Raw genomic sequence first — 25,821 nt, forward strand, 5'->3', positions numbered from 1 at the left:
CGGCCTTTGTTTGTCTTAAGCGGCGGCGATGCCAAATCCTGTCATCAATGCCGCGCCTTTGTCGGCGGCTTTGGACACATTCCCTTGTACGATTTCAAACCCTGCACCGATTCGAATTGTACGGCCTGTATTGGCAACGTGGCTGGTACCGATACGGATTTTGTCGAAAGCGGTATTCCAAGGTACAACGGCTATATGCCATTCACCGTAGGAATAGGTATTGCCTGCTCGGTTGACTTTGCCATTCACTGTGGCATTTTCCGGCATGCGTAGGGTAAAACCGTTTTCGCCATGGGTGGCTGTCACGCCGCCAACGGCAGGACTTTCGCCCGCCATCGGCAGCAGGATAAACGCTGCCCCTGGTGTGCCTCCTTTTTCAAGTTTAAACGGCATAATGACTGTGGTCGGAGTACCGGTTGCGGCACTAATTCCGCTACTCTCGATATAGCGGTGGCCTTTACCGTTTTCGCCGGCCTGTGCCTTCATGTAACGGATGTTGCCCTCTTCTCCGAATGCGCCTGTCCATCCTTCAGGCTCTCCTGCGCGGAGTGCATTGATGACGCTCTTCAGACGAGCCTCACTATTGCTGCCAACAGCTTCGGTGGCGCTGGGTTCGAGGCCGTTAAATGTGAATTTAATGGATGTTTCTGTGGCGGCAGGTGCGGGCTGTTCGTTAGCAGTGGAGGTCGGTTGTTCAGGTTCTGCTTTAGGCGTTGCTGAATCAGCTTTTGGTACTACCGTTTCTGGTGTCGGCTGTGTGACTGTTTCAGATGCTTTTCCTGCTGTCGATGCTTTGAGTTTAGTGATTTCGGCCTCTAAATCTGTCAGCTTCGCCTGCAGCAGGGTGGCGGCATAGTCAGTAGTCTGTGTATTTTTGTGGTTACGCGCACCTGTCCATACTTCTACTGTATCGGTCAGTTGGTTGTGCATGTAATTTTCGGCAACGGTGCAGTTGTCTAATTCGCCGATAGGGTAGAAGCCTGCACTTAGTAGGCCGTTTCGGTATTTAACTGTGTCAACGGTATAGGGTTGTCCTACTTCGGTTTTGCCCTGCTCGGCGTTTTTGTACGGGGTAATGTCGCAGTGATTGCCGACAATGGACGCGCCGCGCAACTTACCAATTATCATCTGGCGCATGAAGTTGCCGTCGGGTGAATTTTGAATGTAGTTCCCACGGATTTGTGCAGCCAACATTGTGCCGTAACGCGCTTCTGCGCCCACGCTCATGCCGTATGTCGATGTGTTGACGGTTGCGGTAGCCGTCGCACCTGTACCACCGCCTCCTTCGAGGGTTACGGTTGGCGGTGTGTCGTAGCGGCTGCCGATGCGGCGCAGCTTGATTTCGGTAACTTTACCGTCTTTCACTACTGCTTCGCCTTCTGCACCGAAGGCTTCCGCACCGCCTCCTGTGATGATGACTTTAGGGGCGGTGGTATAGCCGCTGCCGCCATTGGTAACGGCAAATCCTGAAACGTAGCGCATGCCGTAAAAATCGCCGAACGGCAGGGCAAATGTAAACTGGTTGCGTTCAATCAGAAAGTGGTTGTGCCCGTAGTTGCATTGCAAACCGCGCGGGGCATAGACCGTATTGTCGTTAATCAGTTGACGGCAACGCAGCCACCATTTCTTCTGATTGCGGCGAGAAAGCACTCCCAATGCACCATTAATCGGATGAATGCCGATGTTGCCGCTGACAATGGTATTCCCCGTAATTTCGATATTGCTGTCTTGGTAATAGAAACTGTACGGGTCTGCAATTTTGGAGGCGCGTCCATCCGTCGCGGCAAATACTTCTTCGATTACGGTGGAAATGCCGTAGTACATGGCACGGCCACTGTTGTTTACGATTTTGACGTTGTTGCCGGTATGAATATCCATTACCTTGCGCTTGCCAAAACCGAACACGTTGTCGTGGATGAATAGGTTGTCCATTGGCAGGTATCGGGATGTGCATTGCTGATAACCCGGATCGAGACTGACGATAGAATTATTCCAGCCACGCACATGTTCCAGATGTGCATCGGGGTGTCCGACTACAGAATCAGGGGCAAAGATGCCGCAAAGTTCGTAGCCTGATACGCGGACTGCTTCCACACCGCAGGTATAGTTGTGGGTAAAGTATCCGCCCGTGATGCGGGTATTGACGGCAACCATGCCTTTTTCGTAGGCCTTGGCGACTTCGCCGCCGCCTACATCCTCTCCGGACGGAGAACCATGTAAACCTGCAATCACTGCGCCGCCAGTAAATCCCCGTACGTCGAAGTAGCGGATTTCTGTGCCTCTGCAGTCGAACAGTCGCCAACCGTAACCGCGACTCCATACCTGACCACCGCGCCAGAGGCCGAATGTGGGTGCAACCGTGCCGTCATCTTGCGGGAATTGCGACAGGCCGTCTGAATTCCAGTAGCCGCCGACGCTGCGGTAGCGTTGGCTCGATTCGTCAATGTGCAGTTGGCGGATTTTTTCGCGGGTATATCCTTCAGGTTGTTGTACACCTGATGTATCAGCCGAATTGTTCATGTAACGGGCAACATCGTGGGACAGTGTGGTGGTATTGAAACCTGCCTCCGCCGTACCTTTCAGCGCCATACCTGTGCCGATGTGCGGTTTTTCGCGCGTCCAGCCGTCGATATGCGGAATCCATCGTTTGTCAGGGTCGGCCATGCCTGATGTGTAGCCATAGTCCTTATAGGCGCGTGTGGTAATTTTGCCGCCGTGCAGAATGGTGTTGCCCTCTGATTTGCCGCACAAGTGGAACACGTCCTGCCCCATTTCTTCCACGCAAAATTCTGTCAACGAGAAGTCGTACACATTAAAAACGGAATGATGAAAGGTAATACACGGCTGTTGGCCGTTGACTGTCAGCACCATGCCGCCGACGGAAATTTGCCGTCCGTCCGCGCCGTAGTATTCCGGCTTGTAACCTGTGTTCTTCGTTACCGGGAAAAAGCCGCCGCGCGAAGAAATAAAGACGTTAGACGGCAGACGGTCGTACCATGCCTGAATCAGACGGACAATATTCAATGCGTCTTCTTTAGAAGGATTGTTTTTGTACCAACCGTCGTAAACTTTTTTACGCAGTTCGGGTGTCAAGGCGTCCTCGATATAGAACTTACCTTTTTCAATGGCAATCTTGGCGGCAGCCTCGATTTGTTCGCCCTCGAACTTGGCCTGCTCGGTAATAATCAGTGATGGTGTTTTGACATCGGCAAAGGCATTGCCTACTGCTTCTGATACTTTGGCGGGTGTAATGAGGTGGATGTCGGACGTATTGTCGTTTAGTTTCAGACGGCCTTCTTCGTCAAGAGAGGCGGTCACGTTTGGATTTTCTGCAAGTTTTTTGGCTTTTGCGGATTCTTCTTTTGCTGCCACTACTGCATCGGCAATTGCTAATACGGCTTGATCTAATTTTGATGTCATTATTTATTTCCTAATTTTTTATACACTTCTGCCAGTGTTTCGTCGGTCAGGTCAGTGGATGCAGCTGGATTCGGAGTAGGGGCAACCGGTTGTTCAGGTCGCGTGGACGGTATGTGCTCCGTGCCGTTGCCGTTGCCGTTTTGTGTTTCTTTAATGACCTCTTTTACGATTTCCCGTATTTTTTCAGGAGATACGCCGGCGGTTGGTGTGCCTTCGGCAGGGGATACGACGACTAGCCCCTGCTCCATGATGCTGACGCGGATGGGTTCGGTACTCTCGCCGATAATGCCGCTGACGTTGGTAATGGAGGGTGCAATGTAGATTTCTCCGCGCAGGACGGTACAGACGATGCCCCCAAAAACGGCGCGTAGGTCGTATTGGCCTAATGTCCATGCGGTGTTTTGAGTCAAGTGGGCGGGGAAAGTAATAATTATTTCTTGTCCGCTGACACTGATTTGAGGGCGCAGCTCTTCGCCTGTCTGCCCGCGTACGGTCATTGCCCATTGCGCGGATTTAGGCTCGAATGGCAGGCCTCCACCGTCAAAGCCGATTCTGAAAATACGGGTATCGCCTTTGTATAAGGTCAGGTTTTTTGTCTGGATGGTCATTTGAGACTTTCAGGGAAGTGGGCTTTATGTTTTTCGCGAAAATAGGCGGCTCGGCAGTGGCTCTTCTGCCAGAAAAATAGTGCGTCAACTGCTTTTCGGATGGCTGTCCAGTGACTTTTGTTTGCTTCGACATCTTTGCGGTAGAGGCGGCTGGACAGGGTCTCGTCCGGGTAGCCGCCAAATACGGCATTAATTGTTTGGTCGGCAGCAATGGCAAGATTCTTGAAGTAGGCTTTGATGCTTGATTTCATTTTCAGACGGCCTTGTAAATCAGATATTGATTTCGGTGTTGATGACGTTGAGTTCGTCTAAGTTTTGGGCGGCTTCGATTTGTTTCTCGATGGCTTGGCGTTTGCCTGCAACGGTAGCGCAGAGGGACTCATAGGCAACGGTTTTGCGCAGGGCGGCGGCTTTGAGTTTGTCTGCGTCTATTCCGCGCGATTGGGCAATTTGATCTAAAACGGGCGTGGCCGCGCTTTTATCTACCGACCATGCGCGGGCTTCGACCGCTTGGATAGGCCAGCTCTGCACTTCAAAGGCGGGGAGGTCGTCCATTCCTGATTTTTGGGCAACAATGTTTTGGGCTTGACGGTTGATGGCACGGATTAAAGTAGCCTTGGACGCGTTTAAAAATTCGGCTTCAATTTGTGCTTTTTTGTCTTGGTTTTCCATCCATTTTTCTCCATTCCATTCGTCAAACCGTGAGGAAGGTTTTAAAAATGTCAGGTCGTCTGAAAGGCTGCCGATTTGGTCGATGATAACGGCTGTGCGATCAGTTTTTCGGTAGGCAGTTTTGCCGCGATGGTCTTCGATGAAGTCCCATCCTTCGCCGTTCCAGCGGGCAGCTTTGCCTGCGCTGATTTGAGGCGGGTCGGTGTCGATGCAACCGGCGGGAATCAGATAGCTGCCGTCGCGTGCCATGATGTCCAGATCGGCTGTGGTTTGGCCGATGTAGAGATGGTCGGCGTCAAGTTGGCAAACGGGCTTTGTCCATTGGATGTTTTGGGTCATTTTTTTACCTTTCTAAGTGGTTTAAGGCGGCTTATGCCTTGATGCATGCCAGCAGGGCGATATTTCGAGGGCGGGTTTCAATGCCGCCAGCCGGGTCGGTTTGGCCGACAGTGTCAACCGATACGGTTGACGGATTACTACCCCTGTCGGTGTCGGACATGCGGTTGACGCCGATGCCGTGGCTGTGGCTGCGGAATTCATCCGCCTGCCATGAGCCTAATGCACGATTTCTATCAATGGCTCTGCCGTCATCCCATGATCGGATAAATTCGCCGCGCAAGTCGGGCAAGTTGAAAGTGGTGCGTCCGTCACCACGGCCGTAACGTTCGCCGATGGCGGCGAACAGGTTGGCATAGACGGTACGGGATACTGCCGCACCGTTTGCTTTTAACCATCCAAATGGTGGGACATCTTGGGCAAAGTAGGCGACGGCACCAACGGGGACGCCTACATTCATCACGTTGTTATCGACACGCGCAATCAGTCCGGGCGTGTCCCAACCGATGGCAATTTGATGATTCTGCCCGCCCAAACCTACTGCACCTCCGCGTCGGATACTGTTGTCGTAGGCGGTTTTGACGGCCTTGGATGTGGCAAGACTGTCGGTACTGTCCAGATTGACGGCATCAGATTTATCGGACATAAGGGCAATTTTGACGCCACTGTATGTCAAGGTGCCGTCGTCCTTAAGTTGCAGGTATTTATTGCTTGCCGTGTTGCGCAAATAAACGTCTTTTGCCCCAGTATTGATGTCGGCAGATTTTCCATTGCCGGATACGGACAATCCCGCATTAAATACGGCTTTTGATGTAAAGGTTTTGACACCGCCGACGGTTTGGTCATTTGATAGCATGACGCCGTTTTCTTCGGTCAAGACGGTTCTCATGCCGATATAACGACCGTTGGCATCCCAAGCAGAGGTAACGAGATGATACGGATTGGACGACGAGCCGTATGAGAAGCCGATGCCGCGGGCGTGTGCGCCGTTCACTACTTCCGGATGGGCAATGTGGATTTCCATTGTTGGCAGAGCATTTCCGTCAAGCTGACGGCCATTGGATCGGTAAAATCCGCTTTTGGTATAGCCTCCGGACTGGTCTGCATAGTAGTTGGTGGTGGCGACATTCATTTTGTCAGTAGCAAGTCGGGCGGCATTGGCTTCGACCCAACTTTGATAGGCGACGCTTTCCGATCCGGATACGCGCGGGAAGTGTACGCGCCCGATTTCTCGACTTCCCGATGTAAAAACATAATTGAAGCGTGCGCCGTTTTCTCCTTCAGATACGGGGGCGGTCTCAAAACGCCAGTAGCTGCCGTCGCCATTGGTAAAACGGATTTTTTCCCATGCGTTGGTTTGAATGTTGAGCTGACCTTCTATAACTTGCGTACCTTTATTGCCAATCTTGGATTCGACTTGGGTTTTAAGGTATAAGGTGCGGTTAGCTAGTGCTTGCAGGGGTTGATTGATTGGGGCATCAGTGCCGCCTATAACGCGGTCGCCTGGTTCGATGAGGCGGACGTTTTGGGTGTATTGGTTGAGTTCTTTTGCGTTGGCCATTTTTTATCCTTTAGGGTCAGGCTATGCCGAAGTTGTAACTACCGTCGAATGTTATTTCTCCGTTCCAATAGATAGGGTGGTCCCGGTAGTCGAGGCTGTGCAGTTCGCAACGGAGAGGGACAATTCGTTCCAACCATTCTCGAAGTTTTTGGGCTTCATTATTGGTAACCGGGCGGCTTAATTTAATGCTGTATTTCGCCCATTCTCCGTTGCTGCCTCCGAATAGGTGTGTGCCGTCAAAGACGGCGTTTCCGTTCCAGTAAAGATTGGCGGTATTTTCGATGATTTGTATTTCTCCGTATCCTAGGTCACGGAAAAGGCGCCGGATAACGGATGGGGTCCCTTTGTGCTGATGCTTTTGAATATAGTTTTCTATCAGTTTTCGGCGTGCGATTTCGGTGTCGGTAATATTCCAGCCTTCATCACTGCCTATGGAGCGTTCCCATGCAAGCCATGGTATGAATTCTGGAGGGCAACTGTCGGGAATGCGGCTTTTGGTAATGACTGCGAGGTCGAAGACAGTTGCCAGTTCTTGCGATGTCAGGCGTGCAAGGGCTTGCAGGAGGTCGGTGTTGTTGGTTGGGATGACTGTCGGCATGGCTTAGGCTTCTGTCAGAATGGTTTCTGTAATTTTTATAAATTCGCCGTCTGTACACAGGATGTCTTGTCTTGGCTCTGTCAGCTCTACTTTTTTGACGCCATCTGTATCAAGTGCGCCAATGATTTTTGACAAGGCAATTTGTGCGCCGAGTCTTTTATGCTGCTCTAGCATTTGATTGAGGTCTTGAAGCTGGCGGGCTTTGACGATTTCTTTGTCTGGGCCGTCTTCATAGGTAATACGGGCGGATATGCGTATTTCTTTCGGGGTGCCGGCGTGGACGGTTACGGTATCGCAGAGTGGGCGGCGGCTTTCGTCGCTAAGATAGGCATTGACGGTTTCAAGGGTACGGCCACTAGGTATGCCTTGGTTGCTGGATGTTTGGATATAAACAGCGACTGTTCCTGGAGACACTCTGACGGCGCGGGCATCGGTAATATCGGGGGCGGCATCAAGGGCATGGGCTTCGTATGCTGCACGAGGCCCTGCCGCTGCGAGTTTCTCTGGATATAACTGGACGCGCCGGCGGAGGTCATCGTCGGTTTCGTAAACGGCTTCTGTAGGGGGATTGGTGGTTGGATCGGCAGAGATGATGGTTTTCCGCTCTATGCCTTTGGCTGCGGCAAGGTGGTCAAGATCACTTCCTTGCGCGAAGGCTAAAAGTGTTGCTGCAGCTGCTTGGTTTATGCGTTGACGCAGGATGATTTCTTGATATGCCTGTTGTTGAAGGTCGATGGTCAGTGGCTCTGATTCGAGTTTCAAGGTGGCTGCAATGGTTGGACGTATGCCAGCCGGGACGAGGGCGATGAGGTTCGCTTTTTTGCGCTCAAATATGGTCTCAAAGTCGAGTTCTTCGATGACTTTGGGGGCTGGTAGGCGGGTTAGGTCAATTTCTGCCATGTTTCTGCGTTATTGTATTTGGAATGTTTGTTCTGTGCCGTCGGTCAGGGTTGTGACTATGGTAATGGCTAGTTGTCCGTTGGCGGCGGCGGTAGGGTCAAAGTGTATGCTGCGGACGGTAATGCGCGGTTCCCATGCCGCTATGGCAGTGACGGCAGCCTGATGGCAGAGTGCTATAACGGTCTGGGTCATCGGCATGTCTATCAGCTCTGGCAGAAGGCTACCGTAGTCTTCTCGCATGAGGCGGCTACCGATGCGAGTGAAGAGTATGTTCTTTATGGATTGGGCAATGTGTTCTTTTAAGCCGATGTTGCGTCCTGTTTGGTCGTTGGTCATCTAGGCTGTCCTGTTGTGCCGCCGCTGTCGCCCTGGTGGGTGTGGGTGGTTAGGTTGACCCCGTTACTGATGATGCTGCCTTCTTCTTGGCGTATTGTGCCTTTGATAACTGCTGCCGCTCCACCTTCGCCACCACTTCCTGCCATGCCGCCCTGATATGTAAGCAGTCCGACAACGTTTAGTTTGCCTTTGATGTCTGTCTCGGGACTGTCGATAGTCAGGTGTTTGGTGTGTACGGTGGCTTTTTCTTTGACGGTAATATCGGCAGTTTTGATGCCTTTGATTTGCAGATGGCTTTTTGCGTGGTTGTATTTAAACTCTGCTCCGTCAGGCATGAGGATGATGGTTTCGTCTGGGTTTTGGGATGGGGCAGGATGTTGGGAGGTTGAGAAGCCGCAAATAATAATTCCGTTTTCGGGTTCTCCGCTGGGAGAAAGTATGATGCAACCTTCGCCGATGGAAGGTAAACGCCAAATTGATACGCCACCCGCTGCAGGAACAAAGTATGGCAACCAGTCTGTAATGAGACCGCCGTGTTGTGCGCGGATTCTGTTGGCAACAGGGTCGGTTTGGGAAACTGTGCCGATTTTTATGAGGTTTTCAATGTTGCGACTGGTCATGGGATGATGTAGTCTCCGATTTTTAGGCTTTCAGCTGCTTTTTTGCTTTCAAACATGGCTTTGCGGTCGAATTTCCAGCCGTATTCATTTTTTAGTCTGACGGTAATGAACCATAAGCCGCAAAAAAATAAGGGGCGGCTGTGGATTGCTATGACTTGGCAGGGTTCTTTGAACATGGTCTTGGTTTTGCTGTTTTTGGAAAGCCGCCGTTGTGGAGTGGCAACGGCGGCTTTTTGGGATGCCGTCTTTCCGGCTGTCATTACTCAACAATCACAAGGAACATATCACTTCAGATGACGATTTGATTTTGGCAAAGAGTGAATATGTGGGCAAGCAGATGGGGTTTTAGGTGGGTTTTTTAAGTTTTGGATATAGAAAAAGGTCGTCTGAAAACTTTTCAGACGACCTCAAAACTATTTTATCCGATACTTTTCCCGTAATGCCATCACATCTCGACCAAGGTTTTCCAGCATTTCTCGTCGCTCCTCTAAAAGCTCTGATCGGTCATAAGCGCGTTCTGTCTTATCCGTAATGCCATGCGAAAGCAGTAATTCACCCACATCTCTGCGAACCTTATAAACCTCCCTCAAATAAGTCCGTGCTAGACTCCGCAAACCGTGTGCCGTCGTATCCAGCCCCATTTTAGTACGAAGCTTTAATCTGACTGTCTCGGACGACAATGGCTTGGTAAACCCTGAACCTTCAAATAAGAATACTCCATTCACATTTAATCTTAATGCCTCAAAATAGATTCGCGTCAAAGCGGAACTTAATGGGACAACATGCGGCCTTGTTTTCATCCTTTCAATTGGAATTTCCCAAGTTCCTGCCTTTAAGTTAATTTCATCCAGACGAGTCCCTGCTGCTTCCGACGGCCGCGTCATACTCAAAAGTTGCCAATAAATTAATAGCCGCGCTCGTTCCCCAATTCCCTTCGATGTTTCTAACTTCTCCACTAAGAGTGGTAGCTCATCAAAGCGCAGTGTATCGAAATGACGTTCAGGTGGCCTATCGAATACTTGTTTTCCAATAACACTGACTGGATTTATAGTGATAGATCCATCTGCTACAAAATAATCAAACATCAATCCCAATGCACCTTTAACCCGACGTAAATATTCAAGCGCCCCGCGTTCTTCCATTTTCCTTAAAACTGCTACTATATCTGCCGTCTTGATCGAACGAATATCCTTTCCCTTAAAAAAAGGTAGTACATTCAATTCTAAAGCCGACAGTACTTGCCCTGCATAACGCGGATTTTTACCCATCCCTTGTTTGCCACCCGATTTCTTCCATTTTTCAAACCAAAGTACCAAGCAATTTTCAAAACGAAACTCTGCTCCTACGTCCGCAGAAATTGCCTTCGGATCAGTTCCATTTCTGATTTTTTCTAACATCTCCTTTCGCCATGCCCGCGCATCTGCTAGTCCGAAACGTGGAAATAAACCCAGCGTCAATGTGTTCATTTTCCCATCAGGGCGGCGGTATTGTAGCCTCCAAGACTTAGAACCTGAAGGCAAAATCCATAGGGCAAGCCCACCTCCATCTGGTAACTTGTAAACCTTCTCTTTAGGTTTTGCTGTTTTAATTTGAGACAGACTTAATGGCGTTACAATTTTTGGCATGAAGTGTTACTCCTTGGGTAATAACACATAAAATACCACAAAAAAGATAAAAGAATTGAAATATACCCGAAATGAATTTAAAGCAGATGAATAACAAAAAAGGCTAAGTTGTTGATAACTTAGCCTTTAATATGCGGTTTTAGAAGTAATGAAAAACTTATAAAAATGAAAATGGCAGAGAGGAAGGGATTCGAACCCTCGATACGCTATTCACGTATACACGCTTTCCAGGCGTGCGACTTAAACCACTCATCCACCTCTCTGTGGACTATTATCCTGACTTGTTATCAGAATAATGTAAAACTTGACTGATTGATTTATCAGTGGTGCCCAGGAGAAGACTCGAACTTCCACACCCGTGAGGATACTAGCACCTGAAGCTAGCGCGTCTACCAATTCCGCCACCTGGGCAATTTAAATTTTCTTAAGCAAAGAAGCACCAAATTATTTGGTGCCCAGGAGAAGACTCGAACTTCCACGCCCGTGAGGACACTAGCACCTGAAGCTAGCGCGTCTACCAATTCCGCCACCTGGGCTTTGCTTTATTCTTCAATTTAAGGTAGAGTTGACTACCTGAACTGCGAAGAAGCAGCTATTATATATTTTAAAAAAAGAATGTCAACTATCAAAATGAACAAAAATACTAAATCTTTAAATTTACGAGAAAAAGACCCGTATTTGGAGCGGGAGAAACAACGTTACGCTCATCCGTTGCCCAGCCGCGAATGGGTCATTGAATTATTGGAACAAAAAGGTGTGCCGACAAAAATCGAAGCTTTGGCACATGAATTGTCGATTACAGAAGATGAATATGAATTCTTCGAACGCCGTCTGAAAGCGATGGCGCGCGATGGTCAGGTGTTGATCAACCGACGTGGCGCGGTATGTGCGGCAGAAAAATTGGCATTGGTTAAATGCCGTGTCGAAGCGCATAAAGACGGCTTTGGTTTTGCCGTGCCGCTAACGCCGACAGGCGAGGGCGATTTCGTTTTGTATGAGCGTCAAATGCGCGGTGTAATGCACGGGGATATTGTTACCGTTCGTCCTGCCGGTATCGACCGCAGAGGCCGTCGTGAAGGTACGGTTTTGGATGTAGTGGAGCGTGCGCAGTCTAAAGTGGTCGGCCGTTTTTATATGGATCGCGGCGTGGCCATTTTGGAGGCCGAAGACAAGCGTTTGAGCCAAAGTATCGTACTGGAACCTGAAAGCGTGGCGCACTTTAAACCGCAATCCGGCCAGGTGATTGTGGCTGAAATTGAGACGTATCCTGAAGCGCATCGTCCTGCTGTGGCTAAGCTGATTGAAGTGTTGGGCGATTATGCCGACAGCGGTATGGAAATTGAAATCGCTGTACGCAAGCACCATTTGCCTCATCAATTCAGCGAAGCATGTGTCAAAGCCGCGAAGAAAATTCCTGATCATGTGCGTAAAACCGACTTGAAAGGGCGCGTGGATTTACGCGATTTGCCTTTGGTAACCATTGACGGCGAAACTGCGCGGGACTTTGACGATGCGGTTTTTGCTGAAAAAGTCGGCCGCAATTACCGTTTGGTGGTAGCGATTGCCGATGTCAGCCATTATGTCCGTCCTGATGACGGAATTGATGTAGATGCTCAGGAACGCAGTACCAGCGTGTATTTCCCACGCCGCGTGATTCCGATGCTGCCGGAGAAGTTGTCCAACGGTATCTGCTCGCTCAATCCTGATGTCGAACGCCTGTGTATGGTGTGCGATATGGTGATTACCTATGCAGGTAATATCAAGGAATACCGTTTCTATCCGGCAGTAATGCGTTCTCATGCGCGACTGACTTACAATCAAGTTTGGGATTGGATTTCAGACGGCCAGGATCATCCGTTTAAGCAGCAAATTGATACTCTGTATCAGTTATTTAAAATCTTACAGAAAAAACGTTTTGAGCGTGGCGCGGTTGAGTTTGAGAGCGTTGAGACTCAGATGATTTTCGACGACAACGGTAAAATCGATAAGATCGTTCCCGTTGTCCGCAATGATGCGCACAAGCTGATTGAAGAATGTATGTTGGCGGCGAATGTTTGCGCGGCAGAATTTTTGCTAAAAAACAAACATACGGCTTTATTCCGCAATCACTTAGGCCCAACTCCCGAAAAACTGGCCACTTTACGCGAGCAACTTGGTTTGCTGGGGCTGAGTTTGGGTGGCGGCGATAATCCGACGCCAAAAGACTATGCTGCGCTTGCCGAGCAATTTAAAAACCGTCCGGACGCGGAGCTGTTGCAAGTGATGATGTTGCGTTCTATGCAACAGGCGGTTTATGAGCCGCATTGCGATGGTCACTTTGGTCTGGCTTATAGCGCATATGCACACTTTACTTCGCCTATCCGCCGTTATCCGGATTTGACGGTCCATCGTGCCATTAAGGCTGTGTTGAACGGACAAACTTACCAACCCAATAAAACCTGGCAGGCTTTGGGCGTGCATACCTCTTTCTGCGAGCGCCGAGCCGATGATGCCAGCCGCGATGTGGAAAACTGGCTGAAAACTTATTATATGCGCGACAAAGTCGGCGAAGTCTTCAGTGGTAAGATTTCGGGCATGACCAGTTTCGGCATTTTTGTAACCTTGGACGATATTCATATCGATGGCTTGGTTCATATCAGCGATTTGGGAGAGGATTATTTCAACTTCCGTCCTGAAATTATGGCGATTGAGGGCGAACGCAGCGGTGTCCGTTTCAACATGGGCGATACGGTCACTGTAAAAGTCGCGCGAGCCGATTTGGATACCAGTAAGATTGATTTGACCTTAATCAGCGGCGGTTCAGTCAGTAAGAAACGCGGCAGTAGAAAAGCAAAGCCTGTAAGCAAACCAACAGCTGCTGACAAGCCTGTCGAAAAGCGTAAGCGTAAACTTTCGGCTAAAGAAATTGATGAAGCGTTGGCCGCTCCTGTGAAGGCAAAGAAGAGCAAGGTGAAAAGTAAACCTGCCTCCAAGCCTGCCAAGACAAGCAAACCTAAAGCCGTAAGTAAGAAAAAAGTGCAGGCGAAAACAGCTTCCGTCAAAGCAGGGGGTAAAAATAATGCTCAAGGCAAAAGCGTGAAGATTAAAGTGAAGAAAGCTGCTAAGAAATAAGCTGCATTCAATTCAGGCCGTCTGAAAAATTTCAGACGGCCTGAATTTGTGATTTTATGAATAAAACTAAGGATAAATAAGATGATAAAACTATACGGTATTCCCAATTGCGATACGGTTAAAAAAGCGCGCAGTTGGTTGGCGGAAAACGGCATTGAGTTTGAGTTTGTAGATTTTAAGAAAAACGCCCCGACTGCCGAATTGATTGATGGCTGGATGGAGCAGGTAGCTTTGGAAATTTTGCTCAATAAAAGAGGCACGACTTGGCGCAAGTTGGATAAAGATGCGCAAGAATCTGCCGCCACAAAAGAAGGTGCGATTGCTTTAATGGTGGAAAATCCCAGCATCATCAAGCGGCCTGTATTGGTCAAAGAAGGACAGGTTCATGTCGGATTTTCAGTAGAAGCGTATCAGGAAATTTTCGGATAAGGCATTTTTAGGTTTTTAGGCCGTCTGAAAAAGCAAGCCTCGAAAAAATACGTTACAATACGCGCTTTGAGCCTGTTTTCAGGATTTTAAGATTTTTGCGGCAGCATTTTCAGGCTGCCGCGCCAAACTTTTCTTTCGGATAAATATGTTCCATATTGTTGAAAAATATAAAACACCCGCCCAGATTGTTTTAGGTATCATCGGTCTGACCTTTATCGGATTCGGTGCCAATAACTTGTCTTCGCCGGGTTCTGATTACATTGTCAAAGTCGGGGATGAGAAGGTCAGCGAGCATGCTTTACAGATTGCGATACAAAATGAGCAGGCTGCCGGCAATAATGCGCCTTCGCGTGATGCGATATTCCAATCTTTATTGCAAAGAGCTTACCTGAAGCAGGGTGCCAAGCTGATGGGCATTGCTGTGTCTCAGGAACAAATCAAGCAAGTTATCGTGGATGATCCGAATTTCCATGATGCTTCCGGCAAATTCAGTCAGGATTTGCTCAAGAAGTATTTGGATCAGCGCAAAATGACCGAGGATCAGTTTGTTGAAGATATCCGCGAACAGTTCCAGTTGCAAAATCTGTTGAATTTGGTGCAAAACGGTGCGTTGGTCAGCGATGCGCAAGCGCGTCAGTTGATTAACCTGACCCAAGCCACCCGTACCATCCGTTCATTTACGTTCAGCCCTGAAGCATTTGCGGCGCAAGTAAAAGTAGATGATGCGGCTTTGCAAAAGTATTATGAAGCTCATAAGAAAGATTACTTAATTCCTCAAGCCGTTAAGCTGGAATATGTGGCTTTGAACATCAAGGATTTGGCTGACAAGCAAACCGTCAGTGCGGAAGAAGTACAAGAAGCTTACGACAGTAAAAGCGTAGATTTGTCGCCAAGAGCCGAAATTGCGCATATTTTCATCCCGGTTATGCCTAACGGAGATGAAGCAAGCAATGCAGAAATTAAAGCCGAAGTGGACAAAATGGCTGCAGAACTCAAAGCGCATCCAGATGCTTTTGCCGAGCTGGCAGCCAAGTACTCCAAAGATTTGTCCAGCAGCAACAAAGGCGGCAACTTGGGCTACCTGAGCAAAAGCGGCGGCAGCGGCTTTGGACCTGAATTTGATAAGGTGGCATTTGCATTGGGCAAAGGCGAAGTCAGCGATACCGTTAAATCGTCTTTGGGTTATCACGTCATTAAGGTTTTGAATGTCGAAGCTGAGCCGACTTTGGAACAAGCCAAAGCGCGTATCGAAGCAGCCTTGAAACTGAAAAAAGCAGCTTCTGCCTTTAATGCTGCGAAAGAAAAATTGGGTGAAGATGCCTTCAATGATCCATCTTCTTTGGCAAAAGCAGCCGCCAATTCAGGTTTGAAAGTGGAAAACTTAGATGAATGGGTAACCAAAGCAGGCGCAAAGGAAGCCGGCTTGCCTGAAGCATTGATTAATGCCGCGTTTAGTGATGATGTACTGAAGAAAAAACACAATTCTGAAGTGATCGCCATCAACAACGATAGCGTTTGGGTCATTCGTGCGAAAGAAGTGCGTGAAGAGAAAATTGCACCATTTGCAGAAGTCAAAGACACTGTCCGTGCAGCATATCAGCGCTCTGAAGCTGCCAAACTGGCAGAGAAAAAAGCCCAAGAAACTTTGGCTGAGTTGAAAGCCGGTAAAGCTGCTGATGTTCAATGGTCGCCTGTTTCGCAATTGAGCGCGCAAGATGCACGTAAAACCATGTCTCCGGAGGCTTATGCGGCTTTGCTGAAAGCGCGTCCTGTCGGCGGCAAACCTGCGTATACATTGTTGGAAGGTATGCCTGCGCCGGTGATTATGGAAGTTCAGAGCGTTTCTGCTCCTGAAAATGCCGATTCACAGATTCCGGCTTCCAAACAGGCTTTGGTTCAGCAGCTTTCCGCCAATGTTTTCGATGCCTTGCTCCAGTATTTGGGTAAGAAAATCGATCGTACGCAAGGTGCACAACAAGTTAATAATGCTGCCGAATAAGCAGAATATTAGAGTAGGGCAGCCGGATAGATTCCGGCTGTTTTCTTATTTTTAGCTATCTTTTAAAAGGCCGTCTGAAATCATGAGTAAAAATCCTGATGCCTTTGTCCGCTTGATTAATGCATTAAAAATATTGCCCAATGTCGGCCCGAAATCTGCTCAACGCATGGCTTACCAGCTTTTACAGTACAAACGTGAAGAAGCGCAGGAGTTAGTGGATGCTTTGCAATTTGCCTTGAAACAGGTGCAGCATTGTCGGATGTGCAACACATTTTGCGAAGGCGATTTGTGTGAAATTTGTGCGGATGAAAAACGCGAGAAAAGCCGCTTGATGATTGTGCACATGCCGGCGGATGTTTCCAGTATGGAGGCGGCTAATTGTCATGATGGCCTGTATTTTGTTCTGATGGGGCAAGTCAGTCCGGCGCAGGGCATGGATATTTCGGCAGTGGCATTAGATAAGCTGGTTGCCCGTTTGCAGGCGAGTAATATTGAGGAAATTATTATTGCCACCAACTTCACAGCCGAAGGCGACGCGACAGCGTATGTATTGGCGGAATTGTTTAAAAATCTTCCTTATAAAGTCAGCCGGTTGGCAAGGGGAATCCCTTTGGGCGGCGAGATGGAATATGTGGATGCCGGTACTTTGGCGCAGGCTGTTTACGATAGAAGAAATATCCAATCTTAAATGGCAATATAAAAAGGCCGTCTGAAAGTCTTTCAGACGGCCTTTTTATTGATTAAATCAGATTATTTGCAGCTGACGCCTTGAATTTGAGGCGTATCGCCGTTGCCGACTTTGAATGCGCATTTGGTTGCGCTGCTGCCGGATACGGTAACAACACCGTTTCCGCTGTTGAGGCTGACAGGTTCTTTTACGCCCATGCCGACAGCAGTAGCTGCCAGTTTTTGAACATCGGCGTCGGAGTAAGCGGTATTGTTTGAACTGATTTTGATTTCTTTGGCGGCATATGCATTGAAGCTGAATGACAAACCTACAGCTACAGATACGAGGGCCAAGAATTTTTTGCTGTTCATTAGTGTATTTCCTTTTTGATGGTGACAAAGTGTGTCACAGCTTCAGAATAAGGGCGATTGGCAGATTGTGCAAGTTTTTCGGCGGAATTTACGGGAAGATACATGGTTTTACATACACTTTATCCCTGAATGCTACATCAGTTGGGCAATCGGACGACCTGTCGGTTTTACGGTACAATAAGTATTTTTTGACAAACGAATGAGGCATTTTTGAATGGCTTCTTTAGAAACTTGGATAGGCCTGCGCTATCTGCGTGCGAAAAAACGCAACGGCTTTATGTCATTTATTACCATGATTTCAATCGTAGGTATCGCCTTGGGCGTAACGGCTCTGATTGTGGTGTTATCGGTAATGAATGGATTTCAGAAAGAGATACGCGGTCAATTGTTGAACGTCGCACCTCATGCAGAAATCGGCTATTACGATGTCGGCAGTGCGCCGGGTTGGCAGAGTTTGCGCGAATTTGTAAAAGGCAAAAAGGAAGTGTTGGCTAGCGCGCCTTATGTTTCCGATCAAGCTTTGCTTGCCAATGCCGGCGAAGTGCGCGGTGTGCAGATACGCGGTATTTTGCCCTCTGAAGAAAAAAATGTCGTTGATTACGGCAAGGATATGCCGGCCGGCAGTTTTGACGATTTGAAGCCGGGCGAATTTGATATTATTTTGGGTCAAGGGCTTGCTGAGGCATTGGGCACGGAGATTGGCGGCAAGGTTACAGTGATTACGCCAGAGGGTAATGTTACTCCTGCCGGCGTGGTGCCACGCTTGAAGCAGTTTAATGTGGTTGGTGTGGTAAAAACCGGTGTTTATGAGGTCGATAATACCTTGGCCATGACGCATATCAAGGATGCGCAAGTCTTGTATCGTCTGGGAGAAAATGTCGGTGGGCTGCGTTTGCGACTGGCTGATCCTCAGAATGCACCATCTTTCATTGCCAAGTTGATTCCCGATGCTAAAAAAGATGAAGTATGGGTGCGTGACTGGACGTTTAACAACCGCAGCTATTTTGAAGCCGTTGAGTTGGAAAAACGCATGATGTTCATTATTTTGACACTGATTATCGCAGTTGCTGCGTTTAACCTTGTCTCGTCTTTGGTAATGGCGGTAACGGAAAAACAAGCCGATATTGCGATTTTGCGCACTTTGGGTTTATCCCCGGGCGGTGTCATGAAGATTTTCTTGGTGCAAGGTGCATTTGCAGGTTTCTTTGGTACGCTTGTGGGCGTGGTATGCGGTGTATTGCTGGGTTGGAATGTCGGCAAGATTGTCGCGTTTTTTGAAGACCTGTTTGGCGTGCATTTGATTAACTCTCAAGTTTATTTCATCGATTACCTGCCTAGCGATGTGAACTTGAAGGATGTCGCCGTTATTGCCTGCATTTCGCTTGGTTTGGCATTTATCGCCACACTGTATCCGAGCTGGCGTGCCGCAAAAACCCAACCTGCGGAGGCTTTGCGTTATGAGTAAGACAATTTTGAAATGTACCGGCGTTGGCAAAAGCTATAATGATGGCGCATTGAATGTACAAGTGTTGAATCATTTAGATTTTGAAGTTGCCGAAGCTGAAAGCGTGAGTATCATCGGTTCGTCAGGCAGCGGTAAATCTACGTTGCTGCACCTTCTTGGTGGCTTGGATATGCCGTCTGAAGGCAAGGTAATACTGATGGATCAGGATTTGGGCGGTTTGAGCCAAAAACAGTTGGGCGAATTGCGCAACCGTTATTTGGGCTTTGTGTATCAGTTCCACCATCTATTGCCTGAGTTTTCTGCGTTGGAAAATGTCATGATGCCGCTTTTAATCGGCAAAATGCCCAAGGCGATGGCTGAGGAGAAGGCTGTCAAGATGCTGAAAAAGGTTGGCTTGGACAAGCGTATGCTGCATCGTCCGAGCGAACTTTCCGGCGGTGAGCGTCAGCGTGCGGCGATTGCCCGTGCTTTGGTTAATGAGCCGAAATGCCTGTTGGCAGATGAGCCGACGGGGAACCTTGACCGTAAAAATGCGCAAAATGTGCTGGACATGATGCTGGATTTGAAACGCGAATTAAACACCAGCCTGATTGTGGTAACCCATGATGACGAGCTGGCTGAGCGTTTCGACCGGGTAATGACCATGAAAGATGGCAGTCTGCAAGTGTTGCAATAAGGTTATTATTTCAGGCAAATATTTTATGCTTTGAACGGTATAATAGAGGCCGTCTGAAAAATAGGTTTTCATTTATGGAAACGCTGTTTTTCAGACGGCCTTTTTTTTTTCGTATCAATCAATCCTGAGCCATGAATCCGACCGACTCTATCCTTTCCTCTGCCGCAGATGCGGCTATAGCATTTTTCCGTCGCCACGAAGTACAGGGTGCATCCGCTATTGAGCCTTATGTGGTGCGACTGTTTACAGCCTTGCAAAACGGGCATTCGTTTGTTTATTTGGATAAAGCGGATGTTGATGCCTTAAGCAACTTGCCGAATTTGGTCGGCAATGCGGATAAACCGCTTATCCTGCAAGGCCGGAAATTGTTTTTAGGGCGGATGTGGCAGTTGGAGCATGATTTGGCTGTCGAAATCAAACGGCTGGCAAGTGCCGAGGCGGAAGAAGTGAATTTCATGGCGGCTTCAAAAAGCCTGAGCGACTGGTTTGATCCTAAATACAGCAAAGAGCAGAGGGATGCTGCGGCTTTGGCCTTGCTGCAAAACTTTATGCTGATTACCGGCGGGCCGGGTACGGGGAAGACGACGACCGTAGCAAAGCTTTTGGGTCTGATTTGCAATAACAGTACGAAGCTGCCCCGTATCGCGTTGGCGGCACCGACGGGCAAAGCGGCTGCGCATATGGCACGGGCTTTGCAGCGTGCTTTGGACGGTTTTGATTTGTCTCCGAGCGTCAAAGCGCATCTGGAAAACTTGGAAGGGCAGACTGTTCATCGTTTGTTGAAATTGCGGCCGCCGCAAATGCGCCCTGCGTTCAATCATGAACATCCGCTTGCTTTGGATGTTTTGGTGGTGGATGAGGCCTCAATGTTGGATTTACCGCTGGTGTTGGATTTATTGCGCGCCGTGCCTACCGGCTGTCGTCTGGTGTTGCTTGGCGATGAAAACCAGTTGCCGTCGGTTGGCTTGGGAGCCGTATTGGCGGCATTGTCGCGCCCGACGGTTTTGGATAAAGAAACCGCTGAAAAGCTGGAAGTGTACCTGCCCGATCATGGTTTTGAGATTAAAGGGCAGCCACAGGCTTTATCGCAAAACAATGCCAAATTGACATTCAGCCACCGTTTTGGTGCAGACAGCGGTATCGGCTGTTTGGCAAGGGCGGTGGTGTCCGGGGAAAAGCAAACTGCGGTCGAACAGTTTGACAAGTTCCCCAAAGAATTGGAAATGAAATCAGGCCGTCTGAAAGAGCAGGTTGCCTTGCTGTATCAAAAGCAACAGGATTATTGGCAGGCCGTGGCAGAGAATAATGTTGCACTTGCCTATGGTCATGCGGCCGATGTGGTGGTATTGGCGGCTTGGCGGCAGGATGCGGATGATTTGAATCAGGCTTATCGAGAATACCTGCAACGGCAAGGCAAGGTTTCGGGCGAAACGCCTTGGTTTGCTGGACAAATCATCATGATTACGCACAATGATTACATGCTGGAAGTGTTTAACGGCGACATCGGGCTGATTATGCCGGATAAAGAATCGTTGAATGGCTTGTCTGCATATTTTCCTGAGAAAGATGGATTCAAAAAAATTGCCATCAGCCGTTTGCCCGATTTTGAATCGGCTTTTGCCATGACGGTGCATAAGAGCCAAGGTTCGGAATATCGGGAAGTATGGCTGTTGCCGCCGTCAGTACCTGCAACGACGGAGAGTGAAGAAGAGGCCAGAGGTTTGGATAAGGCTTTGCTTTACACGGCCATTACCCGTGCGCGTGAACGTTTTGTATTTTGGGGAAATGCGGAGGAATTATGTAAAGCTGTGGAATGCCATCAAAAACGCAGGACGGCATTGGCCGATGCCTTGAAATGGCAGTTTGAACAGCCTGATGAGCAGGCTTCCGTTTGACCTGAATCAAGAGGCCGTCTGAAAGAGGATAAAGCGTTTAAATCTGCTTGACTGATTACACTAATTTACATACGATAAAAATAATTAGTAAATAAAATGAATAATTTATACGAAATTCATAATTTTGTACGCTTTATCGAATACTTCACTTTCAATACCTTCTTTTGGAGAGTCGGCATGAAATTTCAAACCAAACTGATTGCAACCTGTATTTTATTGGCTTCATCATCTTATTCTTTGGCAGAGAATGCTGATGGCGGACGTGATGCGGCGGCTTTGGCCACCACCAACGATTACGTCAATTCCGGCAGTATCATTCGCAAAGATGACGATAAAATCAGCATTTTCAATGATTTGTTGACTGTAAATGGTGGCTTGCGCGTACGTGCGGATACCAAAGACATCAATGCCAATAACAGCGGCATCAATCCGACACCTGAAGATACCAATGCCAACTTCAATGCAGAGTTTTGGTTACGCGCAAAACTGTACAAAGATTGGAAATTGGTTGCCCAAATCGAGCCGAATATTGATTTGGAAACCGGTAAATTCAACGGTGATCATGATGTGCCGGTGAATAAACTGTATGCCGAAGGTACTTTGTACAACAATATTAAAGCGCGTATCGGTAAATTTGGTGCGTTCTCTTCATACGGCCGCGTATGGGATACCGAAGTAACCGGCGGCGAAATCTTCTTCGACAATAAAACCCTGCCTACCAAAATCTATGCAGGCCGCCGCACTGGCAATCTGAACGACAACGCATGGGGCATTGGCGGCCGCCGCAGACATTTTGCCGCGGTGCAAAGCATGTTGCCTGTGAATGAGAATATCAACGTCGGCGCAACCGTCAGCTACATGAAAGACATCGATGTACGCGGTGCGAAGAAAAATGCGGTCTTCGGAGAAATCGGTACGGACATCAAGTTTAATGACGATTGGCATTGGATGGCTGCAGTCAGTAAGTCCAATATCAAAGCCTATAATGATGCCGGACAAAAAATCAAAAATGATGGCGTGTTCACTGAAGTGCGCTATAAATCAGCCGATTGGAACGTCCGCAATTCTTACGACGTATTCTTGAACTACCGCCGTGTCGGTTCGTTGTCCGGTGTCTCTTCTGTTGAGGATTACAGCAAAAACGTCCAAGGCGTGCAAATCGGTGCGACCTATATTCCTTGGAAAAACTGGAAACTCAAAGGCTTCTATTTGGCCGGCAAACAGGTTACGCCTACTGTCGGCACGGATAAGCAGGACGTAAACGTTATTCGTGGTCAGTTAGAATATAAATTTTAATCATTACAAATAAAAAAACAGGCAGGATGTCCTGCCTGTTTTTGGTTTTCAGACGGCATGGATATAGGGCCATCTGAAACAATGGATGAAACGTTTTACCAGCTATCGCGCTTCATACGGTCAAGCTGACGGCGGTCGCGTTTGGTTGGGCGTCCGTCCGGATAAGCGGCACTGATGCGGCCGGCTTGGTCGAGCTGTTTTTGAGCTTCGCGTTCGGCAGCCGTTTTCATGTCTTCTTCGTAGAGTAAACGCGCTTCCGGTGCCGGGCGGCGTTGATGATTGAGCGCGGCAACTTTGAATTTGTAGGGTAGGGAGTTCAAAGTCATGTCGATGGTGTCGCCGGCAGAAATATTTTTGCTGTTTTTCACCTTTGAGCCGTTTACCAAAACCCTGCCCAGCTCAATGTGTTTTTGTGCCAGCGCGCGGGTCTTGAAAAAGCGCGCAGCCCACAGCCATTTGTCCAAGCGCATGGACGAATTGTCATGATCGTTTTTCATAGCCTGTTTGAAATGATTGAACTGAATTGAAGTTTATCATAAGATACGGCACTCCATGATTTTAGTGCAGATATACTATTTATTTGTTAAAGGCCGTCTGAAAGATTTTTTATTGCAAAAGATGGCAGTTTCCCTTTGAGAAATGCTGTCAAATACGTCTGATTAGCGTATCATGTCAGCAACCGTTACCGAGAGCTTTGTTTTATGAAACCCGTTTTTTTGGACTTCGAACAACCCATCGCCGAATTAACCAATAAAATCGACGAGTTGCGATTCGTACAAGACGAATCTGCCGTTGATATTTCCGACGAGATTGCCAGACTGCAAAAGAAAAGCAGCGAGTTGACCAAGTCGATTTTCAGCAAGCTGACTCCGGCTCAAATTTCACAAGTGTCCCGCCATCCGCAACGTCCTTATACTTTGGACTATATCAACGGTATTTTTACCGATTTTGAAGAGTTGCACGGCGACCGCCATTATTCTGACGATCATGCCATTGTCGGCGGTTTGGCACGTTTCAACGGCCAAAGCGTGATGGTCATCGGCCATCAGAAAGGCCGCGATACCAAAGAAAAAATCCGCCGCAATTTCGGTATGCCGCGTCCCGAGGGTTACCGTAAAGCACTGCGCTTGATGCAGACTGCCGAAAAATTCAATATTCCGGTCATGACCTTTGTCGATACGCCGGGTGCGTATCCGGGCATCGGCGCGGAAGAACGCGGCCAGTCTGAAGCCATCGGCCGTAATTTGTACGAACTGACCCGCCTGCATGTGCCGGTATTGTGCACCATCATTGGCGAAGGCGGCTCGGGTGGCGCGTTGGCAGTGGCTGTCGGCGACTACGTCAATATGCTGCAATACTCGACTTATTCGGTGATTTCTCCCGAAGGTTGCGCCTCTATTCTTTGGAAAACTGCTGAAAAAGCAGCAGATGCCGCGCAAGCATTGGGTATTACCGCCAAACGCCTGCAAGAGTTGGATGTCATCGATAAAGTAATTGATGAGCCTTTGGGTGGCGCACACCGTGATTTTGAAACCACGATGAAAAACGTCAAAACCGTTTTGGAACAGCAATTAAGCGAAGCGCAAAGCATGACCATGCCTGACTTGCTTTCTCGCCGTTTCGACCGCATCATGGCTTACGGTAAATTTACCGATAAATAAGTTTGATTGTTGAAAAAGCAAGCAGATGGCGCCACTGCTTGCTTTTTTTGTGTTCTATTTTTGAGTAACTCACAATTTCAGGCCGTCTGAAATGTCGCAAGTATTCCCTGATTTCCTATTTAAAAGTTTTCAAGCAGCTTTTCCTAATTTGCCGAGCCATACTGTTGTTGAAGTTGGCTTGAGTGGCGGATTGGATTCTGTCGTCCTGCTGCATCTTTTGCATCGGATGCGCGAATTTCGCCATTTTGATTTGCGTACCGTCCATGTTAATCATGGTTTAAGCAGCAATGCTGACACTTGGGCTAAATTTTGTCAGGATTATTGTCGGGGTTTGAATGTTGTTTTGCGAGTGTGTCGTGTCAATGTGGAAAAACAAGGAAAAGGTTTGGAAGCGGCGGCTAGGGCTGCACGATATCAGGCATTTTCAGACGGCCTGAGGAAAATTATTGTTTTGGCCCACCACCGCAATGATCAAATCGAAACATTTATGTTGTCGGCTGTGCGCGGGGGTGGATTGCGCGGTATGGCGGCCATGCCGGTATGGCGTGATTTAAATGAAGAGGTTCAAATTTGGCGACCGCTTTTGGCATTTTCCCGTCAGGAACTGGCTGAGTATGCGCAACAATGGGGATTATCTTTTGTTGAAGACGAAAGTAATGAAGACTCCGGCTATTTACGCAATTGGATGAGAAATCAGGCTTTGCCGCAATGGCAGCAGCGTATTCCGAATTTTGAACAGCAAATTTGTGCCAATGTTCGATTATTGCAGGAAGATTTGCAGCTTTTAGATGAATTGATTGAGTCTGAATACCAGCGCATCAGTCCAAACGGCATATTCAGCATCAGTCTGTGGCGGCAATGTACGCCGCTTTTGCGTCGTCGTTTGCTTTGGTATTTTTTGCGAAAGCAAACGGAATCATTGCCTTCTTATCACAGTATTGTCGATTTTGCCCGAGTGTTGGAAACCGCAGATCAGGCGCAGTTGAATTTGTCAGACGGGGAACTGGTCGCATATCGGGACAAGCTGTTTGTTTGTCAGGAAAGTGAGTTTCAAAACCTTCCTTGGTGTAATGGCAGGGAAGTTCGAGGCCGTCTGAAAGATATTTTGTTGGAAAATGGTTTCGTTTTATTACCGTTTAAGGGAGGTTTGTCAGAAGAGGAGTTGGAGAGGCCGGCGGTACTTCGAAGTGTGGTCAAAGGTGATGTGATTCATTCGGGACAGAGGGAAAAATCAGTCGAAAAACTATTGCAAGAGTGTCATATTGTGCCATTTGTCCGTAAATATTGGCCGATTATCCTAAGTATGGGCAACAATTGCCTTGCTGTTGTTAATCTTCGGGTGGGAAGCGATGTTCGAATGGAACAAGGTTATTTACCTGTTCATGAAAAGTTAGCCAAATATATAGCAAAAAATAAAGGGGTTGACTCTAAGTTTAGTAACTATTAGTAATTAAACTACTTTTATTAAGTCCATGTATATCAAGAAATATAGTCAATGTTAGAGTATCTGTACGAATAAACTTTAGCAATTGAGTGTAATCTCGTGGAACTATTTCAAAGCGTTGCTGTCTTTAC

23 protein-coding genes and 3 tRNA genes are annotated in these 25,821 nt (G+C 48.1%); 10 read left to right on the top strand and 16 right to left on the bottom strand.

Going from position 1 to position 25,821, the window contains the following annotated elements:
* Positions 1-15 precede the first annotated feature (15 nt).
* The 14 genes from ACTHRE_RS01605 to ACTHRE_RS01670 all read right to left on the bottom strand — a co-directional run bounded on the left by ACTHRE_RS01605 (position 16) and on the right by ACTHRE_RS01670 (position 11,212).
* Complete coding sequence (locus ACTHRE_RS01605) at positions 16-3,420, bottom strand: hypothetical protein (protein ID WP_377072885.1); 3,405 nt, start codon at positions 3,418-3,420, stop codon at positions 16-18.
* On the bottom strand, positions 3,420-4,028 hold the full coding sequence (locus ACTHRE_RS01610) for a hypothetical protein (RefSeq protein ID WP_188211670.1): 609 nt from the start codon (positions 4,026-4,028) through the stop codon (positions 3,420-3,422). Before ACTHRE_RS01610 ends, ACTHRE_RS01605 begins: the two co-directional genes overlap by 1 nt.
* Complete coding sequence (locus tag ACTHRE_RS01615; RefSeq protein WP_188211671.1) at positions 4,025-4,279, bottom strand: hypothetical protein; 255 nt, start codon at positions 4,277-4,279, stop codon at positions 4,025-4,027. The genes ACTHRE_RS01610 and ACTHRE_RS01615 overlap by 4 nt, the downstream gene beginning before the upstream one ends.
* A gap of 19 nt (positions 4,280-4,298) precedes the next feature.
* Positions 4,299-5,039, bottom strand: coding sequence for a tail fiber assembly protein (locus tag ACTHRE_RS01620; RefSeq protein ID WP_188211672.1), 741 nt, complete (start codon positions 5,037-5,039; stop codon positions 4,299-4,301).
* 31 nt (positions 5,040-5,070) lie between these two features.
* Positions 5,071-6,597 carry a tail fiber protein gene (locus tag ACTHRE_RS01625; protein ID WP_223168915.1) on the bottom strand — a complete coding sequence of 509 codons (1,527 nt, stop codon included), beginning with the start codon at positions 6,595-6,597 and terminating at the stop codon, positions 5,071-5,073.
* A 16-nt stretch (positions 6,598-6,613) separates the two neighbouring features.
* Positions 6,614-7,195 (bottom strand): phage tail protein I, encoded by a 582-nt coding sequence (locus tag ACTHRE_RS01630; protein ID WP_070814016.1) that lies wholly within the window; start codon positions 7,193-7,195, stop codon positions 6,614-6,616.
* Positions 7,196-7,198: 3 nt separating this feature from the next.
* Entirely contained in the window at positions 7,199-8,095 is an 897-nt protein-coding gene (locus tag ACTHRE_RS01635) for a baseplate assembly protein (protein WP_070814017.1), read from the bottom strand.
* Between the two features lie 9 nt (positions 8,096-8,104).
* Positions 8,105-8,431, bottom strand: a complete 327-nt coding sequence (locus ACTHRE_RS01640) for a GPW/gp25 family protein (protein ID WP_063075576.1) — start codon at positions 8,429-8,431, stop codon at positions 8,105-8,107.
* Positions 8,428-9,051 (bottom strand): phage baseplate assembly protein V, encoded by a 624-nt coding sequence (locus ACTHRE_RS01645; RefSeq protein WP_063075577.1) that lies wholly within the window; start codon positions 9,049-9,051, stop codon positions 8,428-8,430. The genes ACTHRE_RS01640 and ACTHRE_RS01645 overlap by 4 nt, the downstream gene beginning before the upstream one ends.
* Complete coding sequence (locus tag ACTHRE_RS01650; protein WP_063075578.1) at positions 9,048-9,311, bottom strand: hypothetical protein; 264 nt, start codon at positions 9,309-9,311, stop codon at positions 9,048-9,050. The genes ACTHRE_RS01645 and ACTHRE_RS01650 overlap by 4 nt, the downstream gene beginning before the upstream one ends.
* Before the next feature lie 153 nt (positions 9,312-9,464).
* Positions 9,465-10,676, bottom strand: a complete 1,212-nt coding sequence (locus tag ACTHRE_RS01655) for a tyrosine-type recombinase/integrase (RefSeq protein ID WP_107792038.1) — start codon at positions 10,674-10,676, stop codon at positions 9,465-9,467.
* A 172-nt stretch (positions 10,677-10,848) separates the two neighbouring features.
* Positions 10,849-10,939: transfer RNA gene (locus ACTHRE_RS01660), tRNA-Ser, on the bottom strand.
* Positions 10,940-11,000: 61 nt separating this feature from the next.
* Positions 11,001-11,087: transfer RNA gene (locus ACTHRE_RS01665), tRNA-Leu, on the bottom strand.
* A 38-nt stretch (positions 11,088-11,125) separates the two neighbouring features.
* A tRNA-Leu gene (locus ACTHRE_RS01670) sits at positions 11,126-11,212 on the bottom strand.
* A 79-nt stretch (positions 11,213-11,291) separates the two neighbouring features.
* Here ACTHRE_RS01670 and rnr point away from each other — a divergent pair.
* The 4 genes from rnr (at position 11,292) to recR (ending at position 16,903) form a co-directional block, all read left to right on the top strand.
* The gene (gene rnr, locus ACTHRE_RS01675) at positions 11,292-13,787 is read left to right on the top strand and encodes a ribonuclease R (protein ID WP_377072880.1); all 2,496 of its coding nucleotides are present in this window, start codon (positions 11,292-11,294) and stop codon (positions 13,785-13,787) included.
* 81 nt (positions 13,788-13,868) lie between these two features.
* On the top strand, positions 13,869-14,216 hold the full coding sequence (locus ACTHRE_RS01680) for an ArsC family reductase (RefSeq protein WP_107723177.1): 348 nt from the start codon (positions 13,869-13,871) through the stop codon (positions 14,214-14,216).
* A gap of 145 nt (positions 14,217-14,361) precedes the next feature.
* Positions 14,362-16,215, top strand: coding sequence for a SurA N-terminal domain-containing protein (locus ACTHRE_RS01685; RefSeq protein WP_440345261.1), 1,854 nt, complete (start codon positions 14,362-14,364; stop codon positions 16,213-16,215).
* A gap of 82 nt (positions 16,216-16,297) precedes the next feature.
* Positions 16,298-16,903 carry a recombination mediator RecR gene (gene recR / locus ACTHRE_RS01690; RefSeq protein ID WP_377072876.1) on the top strand — a complete coding sequence of 202 codons (606 nt, stop codon included), beginning with the start codon at positions 16,298-16,300 and terminating at the stop codon, positions 16,901-16,903.
* A 62-nt stretch (positions 16,904-16,965) separates the two neighbouring features.
* Here recR and ACTHRE_RS01695 read toward each other — a convergent pair whose 3' ends face one another.
* Positions 16,966-17,253: a hypothetical protein gene (locus ACTHRE_RS01695; protein ID WP_003683377.1), complete on the bottom strand. Its 288-nt coding sequence runs from the start codon at positions 17,251-17,253 to the stop codon at positions 16,966-16,968.
* Positions 17,254-17,467: 214 nt separating this feature from the next.
* On the opposite strand from ACTHRE_RS01695, the gene ACTHRE_RS01700 reads away from it, so the two are divergent.
* The 4 genes from ACTHRE_RS01700 to ACTHRE_RS01715 all read left to right on the top strand — a co-directional run bounded on the left by ACTHRE_RS01700 (position 17,468) and on the right by ACTHRE_RS01715 (position 22,585).
* Positions 17,468-18,718 carry a lipoprotein-releasing ABC transporter permease subunit gene (locus tag ACTHRE_RS01700; RefSeq protein WP_004519734.1) on the top strand — a complete coding sequence of 417 codons (1,251 nt, stop codon included), beginning with the start codon at positions 17,468-17,470 and terminating at the stop codon, positions 18,716-18,718.
* The gene (gene lolD, locus ACTHRE_RS01705; RefSeq protein WP_003683651.1) at positions 18,711-19,394 is read left to right on the top strand and encodes a lipoprotein-releasing ABC transporter ATP-binding protein LolD; all 684 of its coding nucleotides are present in this window, start codon (positions 18,711-18,713) and stop codon (positions 19,392-19,394) included. Before ACTHRE_RS01700 ends, lolD begins: the two co-directional genes overlap by 8 nt.
* A gap of 131 nt (positions 19,395-19,525) precedes the next feature.
* Complete coding sequence (recD, locus tag ACTHRE_RS01710; protein ID WP_377072873.1) at positions 19,526-21,289, top strand: exodeoxyribonuclease V subunit alpha; 1,764 nt, start codon at positions 19,526-19,528, stop codon at positions 21,287-21,289.
* A gap of 96 nt (positions 21,290-21,385) precedes the next feature.
* Positions 21,386-22,585 (top strand): hypothetical protein, encoded by a 1,200-nt coding sequence (locus ACTHRE_RS01715; RefSeq protein WP_377072872.1) that lies wholly within the window; start codon positions 21,386-21,388, stop codon positions 22,583-22,585.
* Positions 22,586-22,680: 95 nt separating this feature from the next.
* Here ACTHRE_RS01715 and ACTHRE_RS01720 read toward each other — a convergent pair whose 3' ends face one another.
* Positions 22,681-23,082 carry an RNA-binding S4 domain-containing protein gene (locus ACTHRE_RS01720; protein ID WP_070734811.1) on the bottom strand — a complete coding sequence of 134 codons (402 nt, stop codon included), beginning with the start codon at positions 23,080-23,082 and terminating at the stop codon, positions 22,681-22,683.
* A gap of 204 nt (positions 23,083-23,286) precedes the next feature.
* On the opposite strand from ACTHRE_RS01720, the gene ACTHRE_RS01725 reads away from it, so the two are divergent.
* Together ACTHRE_RS01725 and tilS are read left to right on the top strand one after the other, a co-directional pair.
* Positions 23,287-24,246, top strand: coding sequence for an acetyl-CoA carboxylase carboxyltransferase subunit alpha (locus ACTHRE_RS01725; RefSeq protein ID WP_049333774.1), 960 nt, complete (start codon positions 23,287-23,289; stop codon positions 24,244-24,246).
* A 91-nt stretch (positions 24,247-24,337) separates the two neighbouring features.
* On the top strand, positions 24,338-25,693 hold the full coding sequence (gene tilS, locus ACTHRE_RS01730; RefSeq protein WP_440344762.1) for a tRNA lysidine(34) synthetase TilS: 1,356 nt from the start codon (positions 24,338-24,340) through the stop codon (positions 25,691-25,693).
* Positions 25,694-25,821: the final 128 nt, after the last annotated feature.

Source organism: Neisseria sp. P0001.S007 (genome assembly GCF_051963655.1).
Lineage (GTDB): Bacteria > Pseudomonadota > Gammaproteobacteria > Burkholderiales > Neisseriaceae > Neisseria > Neisseria subflava_A.